The following is a 17,661-nucleotide window of genomic DNA, read 5'->3' as shown; positions in this document are numbered from 1 at the left end:
ACCGGGCGGAGGGGTTACCGGGCGGAGGGGTTACCGCGCGGGGGTTACCGCGCGGGCGGTTCCGGGCGGGAGCGTGGGGTTAGGGCTCTAGGTCGGCTTCGGCCAGCAGGGCCGCGGTGTGCTGCGGGTCGCGCAGGACGGCCTCGGCGAGGTGCCGGTCGGACCATGCGCCGCTCGTCCAGGCCAGGGCGCGCGCCAGGCCGGACGGCCCGGCCGCGTGGATCTCGCCGTCGCCGACCCACCACGGGACGTCCACGCCGTCCACGGTCAGGCGGTCGTGCGCCAGATACGTGCCGGGGACGTCCGGAAGGACGGCCCGCACCGCATCCGGAACCGGCGTCGGCGTCCCCAGCTCGGACGGCGTGCCCGTGACCTCCTCGCTCGCGCGGGGCAGGTCGAGCAGTTCGGCGAGCGTCCCAGCCGCGCCGGACGCGGCGATCACCAGCGGCTGGCCGGTCAGCAGGGGCAGCAGGTCGGGACGGTCCAGGACGAGCGCGTCGGCGGCGTCCACGACCTCGACGCGGCCGTCCACGATCGCCCGGACGGCCTCGGGCGGCTCCACGGCCCGCCCGGACGCCGCGAGCGCCGTCCACAGCACGCCCAGGTGCTCGCGGGAGATCTCGCGCGCCGGATCGGCCATGCGGTCGAGGAGTTCGGCCGCGCCGCCGGGCTCGTCGAGGAGGTCGTCCAGGGTGGTGCGGACGCCGAGCGCGAGCAGGAAGCCCTCGTCCAGGCCCGGCGGGGCCTCGTCGTAGAGGCCGCTCAGGAGGTCGTCGCCGTCCGGGAGGCGGTACCGGCCGGGGAGGCGGCCGTCCAGGACGGGATGCCGCCGCAGCCACCACGCGGTGTAGGACGGCACACCCGCGCGGCGGCCGTCGTCCAGGCTGACCAGGGCGGGTTCGACCACGGCCGCGCGCAGCGGCGGCCGGGCGAGCAGCTCCAGCGCGGCGGCCCAGTCGTGCACGAGCTCCAGGTCGCGGACGGCGGCGAACTCGGGGATCAGCGGCGGGAGGTCCTGGTCGCCGATGCGCCGCAGCACCTCCTCGGCCCACTCCTCCTCGCCGTCGAGGTGGAGGGTGTCGGCGGCGTCGGCGAGGCCGATCACGTTGACGTCCTCGGCGCGCAGGGTCGCCAGGCCGTCCAGGACGCCGGCGGCGGCGAGGGTCTCGGGCCCGAAGCGGTCGGCCAGCTCGGCGGACACGGTCGCGAACGGCGCGTCGTCCGCCATGATCGCGTGCAGCGGGCTGCCGGGCAGCAGCAGCTCCCCCGCCGCGTACAGCTCGCCGTCGCCGTCGGGCAGGGCCAGGTTCTCCAGCCACGGCTCGTCGCCGGGGTCGAGCCGCGCGTCCCGGACGAGGGTCAGCACCGCCTCGGCGAGCGCGTCCGGGTCGTCGGCGTCGAAGGACTCCTCGACCGCCGCCCGGACCGGCGGGTCGGCGAGGATCTGGCGCGGCCCCGCCTCGATCGCGCCGAGCCTGGTCAGCAGCCCGTGGACGGCCTCGGGATGGACGATCCGCAGGCCGAGCGGTTCCAGCGCGGCGACGTCCCCGGAAGTGATCAGCGTCCCGCGCGGGCCGCGCGCGAGGCGGCCGTCGGCGAGCGGGACGGGCAGCGCGCCGAGCCCGTCGGTGGACGCGCCCGACAGCGCCTCGTAGAGCGACTTCCACCACGCGGGCGGGCGCTCCAGGGAGATCAGCGCGTCCACGACGTCGGCGATCTCCATCCGCCGGACGCCGAGCGCGTCCAGCGCGGGGTTCCGGACCGGCCAGCCGGGCGGCAGCAGGCCGGGCATGACCTCGGCCATGAGGTCGAGGAACGGCGGCGGCGCGTCCAGCGCCACGGCGTCCCGGCCGCGCATCGGCCCTGGCAGAAGCGGGGTTTCGGGCAGCCGCGCCAGGATCGCGCGGCGGAGCCTGGCGTCCAGCTCCCCGGCTCCCACCGGCCCGGGGACGAGGTCCAGCACGGCGGGCGCGACGGGCAGCCCGCGCATCAGCTCGACATAGGCGTCGGCGGCACGCTCGATCAGGAAGTCGGTCAGGGGCCCGGGCGCGACATGCCGCCGGTCCGGCGCGAGCGGGAACGACGCGATCAGCAGCGCGGGAAGATCGATCCGCTCGTCCGAAGGCGTCGGCGCATGCAGGACCGCGGGAACGCCGGCCTTCTCCGCCGACACCACACCCGAAGCCCCGAATCCGTCGGAGGCGTCCGGGCCGGTCGTCGGGTCCGGGAGAGCCCAGCGGACTTGCCAGGCCCCGCGCAGGCGCTCCTCGGTCGGACGGTCGGCGAGCAGGTCGGCGGGGATGTCGCCATGGGCCTCGACCGTCCGCCACGCGCCGAGCACGACCTCGCGGACGTCGCCGTCCACGTCGATCTCGACCGATTCCAGTGCCGGGAGGGCCAGCAGAAGCGCGGGACCGACCTCGCCGAGCTGCGCCCGGACGCGATCGACCGCCGTCCCGTCCCGCAGCGGCAGCCGTACGACCGTCGCGAACCCCTCCGGGACCGCGACGTGCGCCTCGTCCTCGGCGAAAGGCAGCCGCAGCAGCGGAACGTGGCCCGATCGCGCGGACAGCTCGGCGGCGAGTTCCGGCACGTCCGCGACCAGCGTCCGCGCCCGCTCCAGCGACCAGGCGACGCCGCCCGAAGCGGACGAGATGGACGGCTCGTCGCTGACCGAAACGACCGCGGCGAAGCCGACGCCGAAACGCCCGACCGATCCGGCCTCGTCCCGCTTCGCCGAGGCGCGCAGCGTGGACAGCGCCTCGACGCCCTCCGCGGTCAGCGGCGCGCCCGTGTTCGCCGCCGTCAGCACGTCACCGCGCAGCGCGAGGCGCAGGCGTCCGGGAACGCCCGCGCGCAGGGCGGCGTCCGCCGCGTTCTGCGCCAGCTCGACCACGACCCGGTCGCGGTAGCCGCCGAGCGCGAAATCCTCTTCGGTGTTGGCGTCGGCGCGGAAGCGCGCGGGCGACTCGGCCCAGGCCCTCAGGACACGCGCGCGCAGCGCTTCCGTGCCGAACGGATCGTCCACAGCCGCGTCAGCCGTCGCCGCCGTCCGCCACAGGTTCGGCATCGGCGTCGGCGGCCTTGGCCGCGCTCCGCTTCCGCGTGCGCCCCTTGGCGGCCGTGGTGCCGTCTTCGGCGCGCCGCGCGCGGCTCCTGGTCGTCTTGGCCTTCGTGCCGGTGCCCGCGTCCTCGGGCGCGTCGCCTGCGGCGTCCGCGGCCTCCGGAGCCGTCTCGGCCTTCGCCGTGGAACGTGCCTTGCGCGGCGCGCGCGCCTTGGGTGCGGCGGCCTCCACGTCCCCGCCCTCCGCGACGGCGTCAGCGTCGGCGTCGGTTTCGGCGTCGGCGGACTTGCGCTTGGAGGTGCTCGACGCTGCGCGCTTGGACGCCGCACGCGGCTGCCGGGTGCGCTTAGGAGCCGCGACGGTCTCGGACGCGCCGTCCTCCTGCCCACCAACCTCGGACGCCGCGTCGCCGTGCTCGACCGCGGCAGACCCCTCGGCCGCGGCGGGGACGCCCTCAGCGGCCTCCCCAGCGGCGTCGGCGGCTTCCTCGGCGGCGTCGGCGCGCTTGGACGCCTTCCTCGTCGCGGTGCGCGTCTTGCGGGCAACGGGCTTGGAGGCCTTCGCGTCCGTAGCCACCTCGGCAGCAGCGCTCTCCGGCTCGTCCGACTCCTCGGCAGAGGTGTTCGGCACGACCTCGAAGTCGAGCTCGTCCAGGACGGGCGGCCCGTGCTCGGAGGCCGCCGGAAGCGTGATCGCGTCCGAGTGCGCGCCGCAGCCGTGGTCGGCCGACACGACGCGGCCGTCGTCGGGGGCGTACTCGTTGGCGCAGACGCCGAAGACCTGGCGCAGGCCGCCGGCGAGCGGCACGTAGAAACCGCAGGTCGCGCAGTGAGCGGGCGCGGACGTCGCGATCGGGGCGCGCGGGCCCGCGACGCCCTCGTACCAGCGCTCGGCGGCCTCGTCGCGTCCCTCGGCGGACAGCACGCGCGGGCGCCCGAGCCCCAGCTCCCACTGGACCTGGCGCTCCTCGGCGTCGCTCGTCTCGGTGTAGCCGGGCGCGAGGCGCGGGTCGTCCGGCGCGGTGGGCATGAGGTCGCCGGGGCCGAGGTCGCCGGGGCGCAGCCGCTCCAGCCACGGCACCCAGGCCGGGGCGAGCAGCGCGTCGTCGCCGGGCAGCAGCACGCACTCGTCGACGGTCACGTTCCGGGCGCGGGACGCGCGGGCGACGGTGACCGCCCAGCGCCAGCCGCGGTAGCCCGGGTCCAGGCAGGCGAAGTAGTGGGTGACGACGCGCTCGGCCTCGGCGTGCACCCCCAGGTGCTCGCCGACCTCGGCGGGCGCGGCGGTCTCCGCCGCGGCGGCGCGGGCGAGCTCGACCGCCTCGGCGCAGGCGGCGTCGACGGCGGGCGGACGGCTGCGCCGCGCCCCGCCCGCGGCGGCGCCGGCGCCTGACACGCCGGACCGGGAGCCGGTGGAACGCTCGGTGCTGGACTGACGGGTTGGGCTCACCCTCCAATTCTCGCCCATGGAAGGACGTGGCCGGGCACGCGCCCGCCCTCCGGACGGTCGATCACCGCTCCGGCGGGAACATACCCTCGTTACAGGCCCCCGGCCGACCGTCCGCCACCGAGGAGCACGCCCGGCCCAGATGTCCGAATCCGCAGGTCATCCCGCTGAGGACCGCCGACACCGCGGCCCCGGTGGCGCACGCGCCGGCGCGGGTCACACCTCGGCCACGAACTCGGCGGGCCCCGGCCGGACGCGTGTCCTCGGGCGGGTCCGGAGCGGAGCGCGGTCGGTCGGCGGCGGTTTCCGGCGGGTCGGACGGGCCACCCGGCGCGCCACGTACGCGCAGGGCGCGGGCCGCAGCGGGCTCGGCGCGCTGATCGAGAGCACCGCGGTCAACTCGGCCGGGGACGCGCTGGTCGCGGTCGCGCTCGCCGGAACCCTGTTCTTCAACCTGGACGTGAACCAGGCGCGCGGCCAGGTGGCGCTGTACCTGCTGGTGACGATGGCGCCGTTCGCCCTGGTCGCGCCGCTGATCGGCCCGGCGCTGGACCGGACGCGGCACGTCCGCCGGTACGCGCTGGCCGCGACGATGGCCGGGCGCGGCCTGCTCTGCTGGGCGATGGCGGGCGCGGTCCTGCACGGCGACCAGGTGACCTTCCTGCCCGCCGCGTTCGGCGTGCTGGTGCTGTCGAAGGCGTTCGGGGTGCTGAAGTCGGCGGTCACCCCGCGCGTCCTGCCGGACGGGATCACGCTGGTCACGGCCAACGCCCGCGTGTCGTTCGCGGGGCTGCTGGCGGCGGCGGTCGCGGCGCCGCTCGGCGGCGGCGTGGCGCTGCTGGTCGGCGCGGACTGGCTGCTGCGGCTCGCGCCGGTCGTGTTCGGGCTCGGCGTCGTCCTCGTCCTGCGGCTGCCCGAGCACGTGGACGACCCCGACGCCGCCAAGCCGCCACGCCCCGCGGACGGCGAGGCCGCAAAGCCGCCGTCCGCCGCGGAAGGCGAGGCCGCCACGCCGCCACGCGCCGCGGTCGGCGAGGCCGACGGGACGTCCACCGGCCCGGACCGCGCGGCGGAGACCGTCCGGGGACGGTGGCGGACGCTGCACCGGGTCGGCCCGGTCGTGGCCGAGGCGATGCAGGCGAACGCCGTGCTCCGCGCGTTCTCCGGCTTCCTGATCATCTATCTGGCGTTCGTGCTGCGGCAGGAGAAGTTCGAGCCCGTCCCGCACAACGTGGCGCTCGGGCTGCTCGCCGCGTGCGCGGGCGCGGGAGGCCTCGCCGGGACGGCCCTGGGCGCGTGGATGAAGGCCCGCGCCCCGCAGTTCATCGTCTACGCGACGCTCGGCTTCGTCACGGCCGTCGCGGCGGCGAGCGCGGCCCTGTTCGGGCTGTGGGCGGCGCTCGCCGTCGCGTTCGCGGGCGCGGTCGGGCAGACCCTCGGCAAGCTCTCGCTGGACGCGGTGGTGCAGCGGGAGATCGGCGAGGAGGTCCGCTCGTCCACCTTCGCGGTGTCGGAGACCCTGCACCAGCTGGTCTGGGTGGCGGGCGGCCTGCTCGGCCTGGCCATGTCCATGGTCGCGGACGGCCGGGTCGCGCTGATGCTCGTCGCCGCCGTCCTGGGGATCGCCCTGGCCCTGCTGCTCGTCCGCCGCTCGGGCGCGCGCCGCTCCGCCCGTCCCGGCTAGCCGGAACGGACCGACCGAATCCCGGCCGAACCCCGACCTATCCCCGACCGAACCCCGGACGAACCGGTCGAAGCTAGGGAGCCGCGAGGTCGTCGGCGACGGCGCGCAGGACGGTCGCGATCTTCTTCGCCTCGGCCGGAGCCGGGTGCTTGCCGCGCCGGTAGGTGTTGGAGATGCCGTCCAGGAGCTTGATGAGGTCCTCGGTGATGACGACCATCTCGTCCGGCTTCTTCCGCTTCTGCCGTGCGATGGCCTTCTCCACCGAGGGCAGGGTGTCGAGCGTGCGCAACTGGTGGGCCTGCTGGCCGCGCCTGCCCTCGACCACGCCGAACTCGACGCGCTGACCGGGCTTCAGCGTCGTCACGCCGCCGGGGAGCGCCGAGGAATGCACGAAGACCTCACCGCCGTCGTCGCGGGTGAGGAAGCCGAATCCCTTGTCGGCGTCGTACCACTTGACCTTGCCAGTGGGCACGGGAACCTCGTCTAGCTCGTTCTGGGTTGGCCCTCAAGATTAGTGCCTCGCCGACTGCCGGAGAACACGCCCTCGACTCCGGAAACCCCTGCGCGGCAAGGACTGAAGCTACAGCCGGACGTCCGGAACGGCATCCGAATATCCCTCCCTGCGCCCTTCCGGATGACCGTTCGCGTAACCGCCTGCGTAACGGCCGGTCAGCCAATCCGGGAAAGCGTGCAGGTCGGGCAGGACGATGTCCGCGCCGTAGTCGATGAGGGCCGCGACGTCGTATCCGCCGGTGGCGACGCCGATCGAGGTGATCTGCGCGGCGCGGGCCGCGTCCACGTCGCCCGGATGGTCGCCCACGTACGCCGTCGCGCGGTGTTCCCGCAGCGCGACGCCCTTGTCGGGGCCGAACAGGCCGCCGACCACGACGTCCACGGGAAGGTCCAGGTGCCGGACGGTCCGCTCGGTGTCGGCCTGGTTCTTGCCGGACACCACGACCACCCGCGCGCCCATGGCGCGCACCGCGTCGAGGGCCTCGCGCGCGCCCGCCATCGCCACGGTCGCCGGGATCGCGATGGACGGGTACACCGCGCGGTACCGGGCCGCCATCTCGGTGACCCGCTCCGGCGGGTACCAGTAGGCGATCTCCTCCTCCAGCGGCGGCCCGATCCGCCGGACGACCGCGTCGGTGTCGATCGGCACGCCCGTCTCGGCGGAGAGCGCGCGGTAGACGGCCGCGATGGCCGTCCGGGTGTCGGCGAGGGTCAGGTCGAGGTCGAAACCGATGGCGAAGGGCTCTTGGTAAGGCACGCCCCAAAGGGTAAAGGGGAGTTATGACGGTTCCGCCGGTGGCGGCCGCCCGCCGGTCGCGGTCCGCCCCCACCCCTCCCCCGCGGGAAGGTCCCCTGAACACGCGTACCCGCGCTCTCCCGGTAGTGGCGATGCGACGGGATCCGAGTAGGAGAGCGCGGGAGCTTTGTACGCGTCCGGTGCTGCACCGGTGCGGTGTTGTGGTGGTGCCTGCTGGAGTTATCCCCGCCGCCCCCGGCGAGAACCTCCTCATCAGGCAAAACACCGGTCTGGAAAGTCCCATGCGCTTCCCGGGAGGATGCGATGACGCACGAGCGTGACTCCGCGGCCCGTACCGAGCCCGGCGGGACGTCCCGCACCCGGCGGCTCGGGCCGTCCGGTGAGGGCGGCGGCGTCGCGGCGGCCCGGCGGCGCGCCGTCGCCTGGGCCGTGACGCTGATCTCGGTCGTGACGGGCGTCGTGGTGGTGATCCTCGCCGTCCACATCGTCTTCGTGGCGTTCGACGCCAACACCGGCAACGCCCTGGTGCACCGGATCAGCGTGTGGGCGGACAACCTGGCCTGGGAGTTCAAGGACGTCTTCCAGCCGAAGAACCACAAGGCCGAGGTCGCGGTGAACTACGGCCTGGCCGCCGTCGTGTACCTGGTGATCGGACGGCTCCTGATCGCGCTCGTGCGGCGCGTCCGCTAGCCGGCCCTGGCAGGACGAGGACGGCGTCCGCCGTAATCCGGGTGTCCGTAATCAACCTCGGACGCCGCGCGACACGCCCGACGATCCGGACCGTCCGTAACAGCCCGGGCGTGACGCGCAGCCGGCGCCGAAGCCGCGGAAAGCCGACGCGGAAAGCGGGCTCAGAAGGGTTCGAGCGGGACCGCCTCGACGAGTTCGGGCGGCCCGCCGTCCGGGTCCAGGACGCGGACGGCCACGAACGGCCACGACCCGAGCCAGTGCCGGACGAAGTCGGCCAGCTCCTTCCCGAGCCCCGGACGGTCGCCGTTCGACCGCACCCAGAACGACAGGACCGCCTGCGCTCCGTCCGCCGCGTCCGGCTCGGCCGGGAACACGTGGATGCGGCCGAGCTGGCGTTCCTCGTCGGGGGTCGTCACGACGTAGGTGAACTGGCGGCGCAGTTGGCCTTCCTTCTGCATCCACGCCACGTCCACCAGGGCCTGCTCGACGGTGAAGTCCGGCTCCGGCCAGCCCCACTCGGCGTGGAAGCGTTCCCGCAGCTCGGGCAGGCTGTCCATCACCGCGGCGTAGTCGCGCACGGCGTCGTGCACGGTGATCGGACGGATCCGGAAGCCCTGCCCGGCGACCAGGGTGGGCACCACGAAGTCCTCGGGCAGGAAGTCCGCCCGGACTCCCGGCCGCGGCGACAGCGCCATCGTCGAACCTTCCCGCTCCGGCCCCTCCCGGCGACGGGGGCGCGAAGCCAACGACTCTAGCCGCAGGCGGCCCACCCGAACCCGGTAACCCGGTTTCGGGCCGCCCGGCGGCGGGGTGAGGGCGCGCCCGGCCGGGCTCGATGCCTTAGCCTTTGAGCGGAGGGGTGCACATCAACATGACGACTTCTACGCGCGAGCGGATCGTGGCCGAGTCGCTCCGGCTGTTCGCCGACCGGGGCTACGCCGCGACGTCGGTCGCCGAGATCGAGGCGGCGGCGGGCCTGTCGCCCGGCGCGGGCGGCCTGTACCGCCACTTCCGGTCCAAGGAGGAGGTGCTCGCCTCGGCCATCCGCGAGCACATCGAGCGGACCCGGCAGCAGGTCAGCGACGTCCTGGACCAGGCGGCCCAGTACGAGGAGCGCCCGCTGGAGGTCCGGCTGCGGATGACCTGCCAGGCCGGGCTGGCCAAGATGCGCGAGGAGCAGGACCTCATCCGCGTCCTGTTCCGCGACCTGGACCAGTTCCCGAACCTCGTCGCCGAGATGCGCGAGGGCATCGTGAACCCGCTCTACGACGGCATCGCCACCTGGCTCTCGCAGCAGCCGGAGTTCGCGGACGCCGACGAGGACTGGGCCGCGATCGCCTCCATCCTCGGCGGCGCGGTGGTGAACTACTGGCTGGCCAACGAGTCGATGTACGAGCCGCCGACCCGGATCGACGAGAAGCGGTTCGTCGCCGGCTGGGCCCGGCTCGGCCTCGGCCTGGTCAACCTGGACCGCGCGCCCGCCTCGTCCTGACGCCGCGTCCGGCCATGGTGGACAGCTTCGCGGACTGGTTGCGCGGACGCGACGACGGCGAGCTGCGGGCGCTGCTCGCGGCGCGCCCCGAGCTCGTCGCGCCCGTGCCCGCCGACCTGACCGCGCTGGCCGCCCGCGCCGCGTCGCCCGCCGCGGTCGCCCGCGCGCTGGACCGGCTGGACGCGTTCGCCCTCGCCGTCCTCGCCGGGGTGCTGGTGCTGCCCGATCCGGTCCGGGTCACCGACCTGGCCGTCGCGCTGCCCGCGCCGCGCCGCGCCGTGTCGGCGACGCTCGCCGCGCTGCGCCGCGACGCGCTCGTCTGGGGCACCAAGACGTCCCGCGCGGCGCCCGGCGTCCGGCAGGCGCTGCCGCATCCGGCGGGTCTCGGCCCGCCCGCCGCCGAGGTGTTCGCCACCTACTCCCCCGAACGGCTCGCCGGGCTGCTCGCCGACATCGGCGGCGAGGTCCCGCGCGGGTTCACCGACGCGGGCCGGCTGATCGCGCGGATCGCCGAGCGGCTCGCCGAACCGGCCGACCTGGTCGCGGACGCCGGCGACGAGGCCCGCGCCGCGCTGGACCGGCTCGTCTGGGGCCCGCCGGTCGGACGCGTCGCCGACGCCCGCCGCCCGGTCCGCATCGACACCGCCGAGACCCCGATCGAACGGCTCCTCGCCCGCGGCCTCCTCGCCGCCGAGGACGACCGGACCGTGACCGTCCCCCGCGAGGTCGCCCTCCACCTGCGCGGCGGCCGCCTCTTCCGCGACCTCGCCGCCGCCCCGCCGCCGCTCGACGGCGGCGGCGCGCGCGCCCGCGACGAGGACACCGTCGTCCGCGGCGCCGCGGGCGAGGCGTTCACGGTCGTCCGCCAGGTCGAGGAGCTGCTGGAACGCTGGGGCCTGGAGCCGCCGCCCGTGCTGCGCAGCGGCGGCCTCGCCGTCCGCGACCTGCGCGCCGCCGCCGCGCTGCTCGACGTCCCCGAGTGGCGCGCGGCGCTGCTCGCCGAGATCGCGCAGGCGGCGGGCCTGCTCACCCGCTCCGGCGACCTGGACGGCGAGTGGCTGCCCACCCCCGCCTACGACCTGTGGCTGCGCCGCGACATCGCGGGCCGCTGGGCCGAGCTCGCGCACGGGTGGCTGCGCACCGACCGCGTCCCCGGCCTGGTCGGCGAGCGCGACGACCGCGACCGGCTCGTCAACGCGCTCAGCGAGTACGCCCGGCACGGCAGCGCGCCCGCGACGCGGCACGCGGTCCTGTCCGTCCTCGCGGACGCGCCGGACGGCACGCCCGTCACCGCGGACGCCGTCCGCGCGCGCCTCGACTGGCTCCAGCCCCGCCGCGGCGGACCGTTCCGCGACCGGCTCGCCGACTGGACGCTCCGCGAGGCCGCCGTCCTCGGCCTGACCGGCTTCGGCGTCCTGTCGCCCTTCGCCCGCGACCTGCTGGACGGCGCCGACCCCGAGCCCGGCCTCGCCAAGCACCTGCCCGAGCCCGGCGACAAGGTCCTCATCCAGGCCGACCTGACCGCCGTCGCGCCCGGCCCGCTCGTCACCGACCTCGCCCGCGAGCTGGCCCTCACCGCCGACGTCGAGTCCACCGGCGGCGCGACCGTCTACCGGTTCACCGCCGAGTCGATCCGCCGCGCCCTGGACGCCGGACGGTCCGCCACCGACGTGCTCGACCTGCTGGCCAAGCACTCCGCGACGCCCGTCCCGCAGCCGCTGACCTACCTCGTCGAGGACGTCGCGCGGCGGCACGGCCAGCTCCGCGTCGGCTCGCTGGTCTCCTACGTCCGCGCCGACAACCCCGCGACGCTGGACGAGATCCTCGCCGACCGCCGCGCCGACGGGCTGCGGCTGCACCGGCTCGCGCCGACCGTCCTGGCGTCCGGGCTGGGCCGCGCCGACCTGCTCACCGGGCTGCGCGGGCTCGGTCTCGCCCCGGTCGCCGAGTCGCCGGGCGGCGGCGTGATCGTCACCCGCCCGGACGCGCGGCGCGCCGAGCCGCCGCCGTCCACCGAGATCGTCCGGCTGCGTCCGGCCGACGCCGCCGAGGACTCGGTGATCGCCGCTACCGTCCGGGCGCTGCGCGCGGGCGAGGAGGCGTCCCGTCTCGGCGCCGCCAGGCAGGCCGCCGCCGGCCCGGACGGCGAGCCGCCGCGCTCCCCCGCCGTCGCGACCGTCGAGCTGCTGCGCGGCGCGGTCGAGAAGGGCGGCCGCGTCTGGATCGGCTACCTCGACCAGCAGGGGCAGGCGTCCAGCCGCATCGTCGAGCCGATCCGCGTCGAGGGCGGCTTCCTGACCGGCTACGACGCGACCCGCGCCGCCGTCCACCGCTTCGCCCTGCACCGCATCACCGGCGTCACCGAACTCGCGGCCGAATAAATCCGGTTGCCGCCCCGCGCGCTTTCGCGGCAAGCTGTTTCCCGTACGGCGACGACGGCCCGAAAGGAGGGCTCCGGAAATGCAAAGGCCGAAGCCCGAACCAGCGGGCTGCAAGAAGGCCGTCCCCAGACGCGCGCCCGGTGCGTAGGTAGCGGTTACTTCCGCTTATAACGGGGTGACGCGGGTTCGAATCCCGCCCGTCCGACTCGCCGGACGGTAGCTCAGCGGCCAAGAGCGCCTATGTACCGCAGCCGCCCTTGATCTCGGGCGCGCTCCTCGTCCCCTCCCGATGCGCAGGTCGAAGCTACTTCGGCACGTTGCGGGGCTCTGAGCCCGAACGTCATGCTCCGGCCGTTTCCGGCCTCGGGAGGGGCTTCTTTTCTCCGCCTCCCAGGAGGTTTCACCATGTCCAAGTTCAACCGTGTCCGCATTTCCGGCGCACCCGGCCCGGTGAAGTCCCTTTTCCGGCCGACCGGACGCACCCACGAGGGCGCGCCCGGTTTCGCGCGGGACACCAAAAGCGAGCTCTTCCTTCTCGCGGTTTCCAACATGGTGGGCGAGCAGACCTTCTACGAGCGGGCAGACGACCGCGACGGCCGTTTCCGCGACCTGGTCCGCGAGGTCGCCGTGGACGACGTGGACTGGCTGACCCGCATGGTCGGCTGGCTGCGCGACTCCGCCGGGATGCGCTCGGCGAGCGTCGTGGCCGCCGCCGAGGGCGTCGCCGCCCGCCTCGCCGCGGACGCCTCCGGCGGGAACCGGGCGCTGATCCGCGCCGCCCTGCGCCGCGCGGACGAGCCCGGCGAGCTGCTGGCGTACTGGCGGTCGCGCTACGGCCGGACGCTGCCACAGCCGGTCAAGCGGGGCGTCGCCGACGGCGCCCGCGCGCTCTACACCGAGCGGTCCCTGATCAAGTACGACACCGGGACCGTCCGGTTCGCGGACGTGCTGGAGCTCACCCACCCGCGCGCCGCCGACGGCCGCCAGGGCGACCTGTTCCGGCACGCGATCGACCGGCGGCACGGCCGCGGCGACGACGTCCCCGCGTCCCTGACGATGCTGCGCGCCCGCGCGGCGCTCCTCGCGCTGCCGCCCCGTGAGCGCCGCGACCTGCTCACCCGCCCGGACGCCGCCGACATCCTCGCCGCCGCCGGGATGACCTGGGAGTCCCTCGCGGGCTGGCTGGGCGGCCCGCTGACCGCCGCGTTCTGGGAGCGGATCGTCCCGTCGATGGGCTACTTCGCGCTGCTCCGCAACCTGCGGAACTTCGACAAGGCAGGCGTCTCGGACGAGCTCGCCGCCGGGATCGCGGCCCGCCTCGCGGACCCGGCGAACGTGGCGCGCTCCCGCGTCCTCCCGATGCGCTTCCTGGCCGCGCACCGCGCGACCGGATCGCTGCGCTGGGCCTGGCCGCTGGAGCAGGCCCTGAACGCGTCGCTGGCCAACGTCCCGGCCCTCCCCGGCCGGACGCTGATCCTCGTCGACCGCTCGGGCTCCATGTTCGGCCGCCTGTCCGCGCGCTCGGACCTGACCTCGGCGGACGCGGCGGCCGTCTTCGGCACGGCCCTCGCCCTCCGTGCCGAGCACGCCGACCTCGTCCAGTTCGGCACGCACCACGAGCCGATCCCGTTCCGCCGCGGCGACTCCGTCCTCACGATCGTCCAGCGGTTCGCCAACCTCGGCGGCACCGAGACCGCCGCGGCCGTCCGCGCCCACTACCGCGGCCACGACCGTGTGGTCATCGTCACCGACGAGCAGGTGTGGGGCACCGTCCGCGGCCGCGAGCCGACCCGCTCCGTCCCCGACCGCGTCCCCGTCTACACCTGGAACCTGGTCGGCTACCGCCACGGCCACGGCCCGTCCGGCACCCCGACCCGCCACACCTTCGCGGGCCTCTCCGACGCCGCCTTCGCCATGATCCCGCTGATCGAATCCGCCCGCACCACCACGTGGCCGTTCTGATCGACCGGGGCGTCCGCCCGGACGCCCCGGTGCCACGGCCGGGCCGACCGGAGCCGGCCCCGGGGCGGCGACCGGGCACCCGGGGAAGAGTGAGGGCGCGGCGGGCGTTGAGAACTCGGGGTAGCGTGCGGGGGTCGCCGCCGTCCCTCTTCCCTTCCACCGAACCTGGGGGCACCGTTCCGTGACCGATGGGCCGTTGATCGTCCAGTCCGACAAGACGCTCCTGCTGGAGGTCGACCACGAGCTGGCCGACGCCTGCCGGCAGGAGATCGCGCCGTTCGCGGAGCTGGAGCGGGCGCCCGAGCACGTCCACACCTACCGGGTGACGCCGCTCGCGCTGTGGAACGCGCGGGCCGCCGGTCACGACGCCGAGCAGGTCGTGGACGCGCTGCTGAAGTTCTCGCGCTACCCCGTCCCGCACGCGCTGCTCGTGGACGTCGCCGACACCATGGCCCGGTACGGCCGGCTGCGGCTGGAGAAGGACCCCGTGCACGGGCTCGTCCTCTCCTCGTCCGACCGCGCGGTGCTGGAGGAGGTGCTGCGCGCCAAGAAGATCAAGGGCATGATCGGGGACCGGGTCGGGGACGACGCGGTCGCCGTCCACCCGAGCGAGCGCGGCGCGCTGAAGCAGGCCCTGCTCAAGCTCGGCTGGCCCGCCGAGGACCTCGCCGGATACGTGGACGGCGAGGCGCACCCCATCCACCTGGACGAGGACGGCTGGGAGCTGCGCCCCTACCAGCGGGAGGCCGCCGACGCGTTCTGGCACGGCGGGTCCGGCGTGGTCGTGCTGCCGTGCGGGTCGGGCAAGACGACCGTCGGCGCGGCCGCCATGGCGAAGGCCGAGGCGACCACGCTGATCCTCGTCACCAACACCGTCTCCGCGCACCAGTGGAAGCAGGAGCTCCTGCGCCGCACCACCCTCACCGAGGACGAGATCGGCGAGTACACCGGCGCGAAGAAGGAGATCCGCCCGGTCACGATCGCCACCTACCAGATCATGACGACCCGGCGGAAGGGCGTGTACCCGCACCTGGAGCTGTTCGACGCCCGCGACTGGGGCCTGGTCGTGTACGACGAGGTGCACCTGCTGCCCGCGCCGATCTTCCGGATGACCGCCGACCTCCAGGCCCGGCGGCGGCTCGGCCTCACCGCCACGCTCGTCCGCGAGGACAACCGCGAGGGCGACGTGTTCTCCCTCATCGGCCCCAAGCGGTACGACGCGCCCTGGAAGGACATGGAGACCCAGGGCTGGATCGCTCCCGCCGACTGCGTCGAGGTCCGCGTCACCCTCACCGACTCCGAGCGGCTCGCCTACGCCACCGCCGAACCGGACGAGCGGTACCGCTTCTGCGCCACGACCGAGACCAAGACCCGCCTCGTCGAAGCCCTGGTCAAGCGGCACGCCGGGGAGCAACTGCTCGTCATCGGCCAGTACATCGACCAGCTCGACGAGCTGGGCGCCCTGCTCGGCGCCCCGGTGATCAAGGGCGAGACGCGGGTGAAGGAGCGCGAGCGGCTGTTCGACGCGTTCCGGTCCGGCGAGCAGAACGTCCTGGTCGTGTCGAAGGTCGCCAACTTCTCCATCGACCTGCCCGAGGCCACGGTCGCCGTCCAGGTGTCCGGCGCCTACGGGTCGCGCCAGGAGGAGGCGCAGCGGCTCGGACGCCTGCTGCGGCCCAAGGCGTCCGGTGCGGGCGCCCGCTTCTACGCGGTCGTCGCCCGCGACACCCTCGACCAGGACTACGCGGCGCACCGGCAGCGCTTCCTCGCCGAGCAGGGATACGCCTACCGCATCGTCGACGCGGACGCCGTCCTGTCCGGCGAGGAGATCTGAGTCCGGCGAGAAGACTTTTCTCCCTCCCGCCACACCTGTGTGCTCACATGGCGATGATTACTCCCGAACCTCTCGACACGGTGGCCGGCTGATCGCGAGCATTGGCGCGCCCTCGTCTCCGTTCGGGAGGACCGTCCATGCCATCGCCCACCACCCGCCGCGAACCGACCCCACCGCGCGAGCGCGCGCTCACGCAGGAGCGCCGAAACAGGCGCGACCACAAAGCTAAGAGCACCCGCGAGCCCGAGCGCGCACGCGAACACGGAGGCGGACGCGAGCCCGAGCGCGAACACAGACCCGGACGCGAACGCGAACACGAACGCGAACGCGCAGGTGGAGACGGAGGCGGACGTGCAGGTGGCCGCGAGCGCGCAGGCGGAGGCAGTCGCGAGCGTGCAGGCGGACGCGAGCGCGCAGGCGGAGGCAGCCGCGGACGCGAACGCAGACGCGAGCGCGCAGGCGGAGGCAGCCGCGGACGCGAACGCAGACGCGAGCGCGGAGGTGGTCGTGGTTTAGCGCGTGCGGCCGTCACCGTCGGGTTCACCGCGTCCGCCCTGGTCTTCGTGGACGGACCGGCCTCGGGCGTCGGGCCGGTCGCCGCCGCTTCGACCGGTACCGTCGTGGCTGCCCCGGCCCCCGACCTCGCGGCCGCCTCCGGCACGCCCGTGGCCGCCGTGAACGAAACCACCAAGTCGATCGAGTTCTATCCGGCGCCGCGTCCGGGCAAGCCGTGGAAGCCCACCGGCCGGTGGCGTCCCGTGAAGGACTGGGGCGGCGGGGTGGACGTCAAGCTGCGTCCCGGCGGACCCTACGGTGGGCGCGTCCTCGCCGTCGCCGACGGCGCCTCCGGTTATGTCGGGATCTACTCCTATCCCGGACGGGTGCGGAAGTGGTCGGCGCGCCTCGGCCGCGGCCGGAAGGCGAACGTCCACGGCGTCGAGTTCCTGCCGGACGGCAACGTCGCGATCGCCAGCGCGGCCGGCCCCGACGGCGGAAGCATCAAGATCCTCGCCCGGAAAGGCGCGAAGGTTCTGACCTCGCGGACGTACCCGGGCGCGCACGAGGTGCTGTACGACCCGTCCCTGCGGGTCCTGTGGGCCATCGGCAACGACCGGCTCACCCGGTTCCGCTACCGCGCCGGCAAGCTCGGTACCGCGATCAACTACAAACTGCCGCGCTCGTCGGCCTATCCGGCGTCGAAGAACGCCCCCTCCTTCGGACACGACGTCCAGCCCGTATACGGCCGCAAGGACCGCCTCTGGATCCTGACCAGCGGCGGCGTCACCCAGTTCTCGAAGAGAGGCACGAGGCGCTGCAAGATCGTCAGGACGGCGGTGAACTGGCCACTACCCGGCCTGGACGGCGCGGGCCGCCGCTACTGCAACGACTTCCACGGCGCCGCCACGCTCAACGCGGGCAACGAATTCCCGGACCGGGAGGGGAGCTACCGGCGATTCCCCAAGTCCATCGGCAACGACCCGGCGACCGGACGCGTCCTGCTCACCTATCCGGAACCGGTCCCGGAGGCCCATTCTTGGACGACGCCGTTCGCCACTCTCTACGGACGTCCCAACTGGAAACCCGTGCAGTTCAGCCCGGACAGGGCGACGACCGCCTACTACCGCGTCCGCTGGCTGGTGGCCGCGTACCAATAGGCGGGAAAAGCAGTGAGGCCCCGCCATCGAAATGGCGGGGCCTCACCCAATATATGTCCGGCGGTGTCCTACTCTCCCACACAGTCTCCCATGCAGTACCATCGGCGCTGAGGGGCTTAACTACCGGGTTCGGGATGGGACCGGGTGTTTCCCCCTCGCCATAACCACCGAACGACCAACGC

Annotated in this window: 12 protein-coding genes, 1 rRNA gene and 1 pseudogene; 8 read left to right on the top strand and 6 right to left on the bottom strand. The window is 74.5% G+C overall.

Annotated features, from left to right (window positions below):
- Window positions 1–79: 79 nt before the first annotated feature.
- Both ACFPCY_RS25890 and ACFPCY_RS25885 read right to left on the bottom strand, forming a co-directional pair.
- Window positions 80–3,070, bottom strand: coding sequence for a sacsin N-terminal ATP-binding-like domain-containing protein (locus tag ACFPCY_RS25890; RefSeq protein ID WP_378259417.1), 2,991 nt, complete (start codon window positions 3,068–3,070; stop codon window positions 80–82).
- Between the two features lie 619 nt (window positions 3,071–3,689).
- Window positions 3,690–4,460 (bottom strand): annotated as a pseudogene (locus tag ACFPCY_RS25885) (DUF3027 domain-containing protein); the annotation flags it as partial.
- A 193-nt stretch (window positions 4,461–4,653) separates the two neighbouring features.
- Between ACFPCY_RS25885 and ACFPCY_RS25880 the strand changes: the two are divergent.
- A complete protein-coding gene (locus ACFPCY_RS25880; RefSeq protein WP_378259415.1) occupies window positions 4,654–6,195 on the top strand; it encodes an MFS transporter in 1,542 nt (513 codons plus the stop codon).
- Between the two features lie 73 nt (window positions 6,196–6,268).
- On the opposite strand, the gene ACFPCY_RS25875 is transcribed toward ACFPCY_RS25880, so the two are convergent.
- The gene (locus ACFPCY_RS25875) at window positions 6,269–6,667 is read right to left on the bottom strand and encodes a cold-shock protein (RefSeq protein WP_378259413.1); all 399 of its coding nucleotides are present in this window, start codon (window positions 6,665–6,667) and stop codon (window positions 6,269–6,271) included.
- 108 nt (window positions 6,668–6,775) lie between these two features.
- Window positions 6,776–7,465, bottom strand: a complete 690-nt coding sequence (locus ACFPCY_RS25870) for an HAD family hydrolase (RefSeq protein ID WP_378259411.1) — start codon at window positions 7,463–7,465, stop codon at window positions 6,776–6,778.
- A 303-nt stretch (window positions 7,466–7,768) separates the two neighbouring features.
- Between ACFPCY_RS25870 and ACFPCY_RS25865 the strand changes: the two genes are divergently transcribed.
- Entirely contained in the window at window positions 7,769–8,155 is a 387-nt protein-coding gene (locus tag ACFPCY_RS25865) for a hypothetical protein (protein ID WP_378259409.1), read from the top strand.
- Between the two features lie 161 nt (window positions 8,156–8,316).
- Here the strand turns inward: ACFPCY_RS25865 and ACFPCY_RS25860 are convergent, their stop codons facing one another.
- Window positions 8,317–8,850 carry a GNAT family N-acetyltransferase gene (locus ACFPCY_RS25860; protein ID WP_378259407.1) on the bottom strand — a complete coding sequence of 178 codons (534 nt, stop codon included), beginning with the start codon at window positions 8,848–8,850 and terminating at the stop codon, window positions 8,317–8,319.
- A gap of 176 nt (window positions 8,851–9,026) precedes the next feature.
- Here ACFPCY_RS25860 and ACFPCY_RS25855 point away from each other — a divergent pair, with 176 nt between their 5' ends.
- The 6 genes from ACFPCY_RS25855 (at window position 9,027) to ACFPCY_RS25830 (ending at window position 17,479) form a co-directional block, all read left to right on the top strand.
- On the top strand, window positions 9,027–9,647 hold the full coding sequence (locus ACFPCY_RS25855) for a TetR/AcrR family transcriptional regulator (protein ID WP_378259405.1): 621 nt from the start codon (window positions 9,027–9,029) through the stop codon (window positions 9,645–9,647).
- A gap of 14 nt (window positions 9,648–9,661) precedes the next feature.
- Window positions 9,662–12,028: a helicase-associated domain-containing protein gene (locus ACFPCY_RS25850; protein ID WP_378259403.1), complete on the top strand. Its 2,367-nt coding sequence runs from the start codon at window positions 9,662–9,664 to the stop codon at window positions 12,026–12,028.
- A 405-nt stretch (window positions 12,029–12,433) separates the two neighbouring features.
- The gene (locus ACFPCY_RS25845; protein ID WP_378259401.1) at window positions 12,434–13,990 is read left to right on the top strand and encodes a TROVE domain-containing protein; all 1,557 of its coding nucleotides are present in this window, start codon (window positions 12,434–12,436) and stop codon (window positions 13,988–13,990) included.
- A 181-nt stretch (window positions 13,991–14,171) separates the two neighbouring features.
- The gene (locus ACFPCY_RS25840; RefSeq protein ID WP_378259398.1) at window positions 14,172–15,824 is read left to right on the top strand and encodes a DNA repair helicase XPB; all 1,653 of its coding nucleotides are present in this window, start codon (window positions 14,172–14,174) and stop codon (window positions 15,822–15,824) included.
- 351 nt (window positions 15,825–16,175) lie between these two features.
- A complete protein-coding gene (locus tag ACFPCY_RS25835; protein ID WP_378259396.1) occupies window positions 16,176–16,340 on the top strand; it encodes a hypothetical protein in 165 nt (54 codons plus the stop codon).
- A 47-nt stretch (window positions 16,341–16,387) separates the two neighbouring features.
- Window positions 16,388–17,479, top strand: coding sequence for a DUF6528 family protein (locus ACFPCY_RS25830; protein WP_378259394.1), 1,092 nt, complete (start codon window positions 16,388–16,390; stop codon window positions 17,477–17,479).
- Window positions 17,480–17,534: 55 nt separating this feature from the next.
- Here the strand turns inward: ACFPCY_RS25830 and rrf are convergent.
- Window positions 17,535–17,651, bottom strand: a 5S ribosomal RNA gene (gene rrf / locus ACFPCY_RS25825).
- Window positions 17,652–17,661: the final 10 nt, after the last annotated feature.

Origin of the sequence: Actinomadura gamaensis, assembly GCF_042652125.1 — a bacterium.
Taxonomy (GTDB): Bacteria; Actinomycetota; Actinomycetes; order Streptosporangiales; family Streptosporangiaceae; genus Spirillospora; species Spirillospora gamaensis.
Note: the sequence above shows the minus strand (reverse complement) of the source record. Positions and strands in the feature narration are given on the sequence as shown.

What these genes read in the sequence shown, in the direction of transcription:
- ACFPCY_RS25865 (WP_378259409.1), top strand. Translation starts at nt 7,769, where the DNA reads ATGACGCACGAGCGTGACTCCGCGGCCCGTACCGAGCCCGGCGGGACG.
- ACFPCY_RS25860 (WP_378259407.1), bottom strand. Translation starts at nt 8,850, where the DNA reads ATGGCGCTGTCGCCGCGGCCGGGAGTCCGGGCGGACTTCCTGCCCGAG.
- ACFPCY_RS25850 (WP_378259403.1), top strand. Translation starts at nt 9,662, where the DNA reads ATGGTGGACAGCTTCGCGGACTGGTTGCGCGGACGCGACGACGGCGAG.
- ACFPCY_RS25845 (WP_378259401.1), top strand. Translation starts at nt 12,434, where the DNA reads ATGTCCAAGTTCAACCGTGTCCGCATTTCCGGCGCACCCGGCCCGGTG.
- ACFPCY_RS25880 (WP_378259415.1), top strand. Translation starts at nt 4,654, where the DNA reads ATGTCCGAATCCGCAGGTCATCCCGCTGAGGACCGCCGACACCGCGGC.
- ACFPCY_RS25855 (WP_378259405.1), top strand. Translation starts at nt 9,027, where the DNA reads ATGACGACTTCTACGCGCGAGCGGATCGTGGCCGAGTCGCTCCGGCTG.
- ACFPCY_RS25890 (WP_378259417.1), bottom strand. Translation starts at nt 3,070, where the DNA reads ATGCCGAACCTGTGGCGGACGGCGGCGACGGCTGACGCGGCTGTGGAC.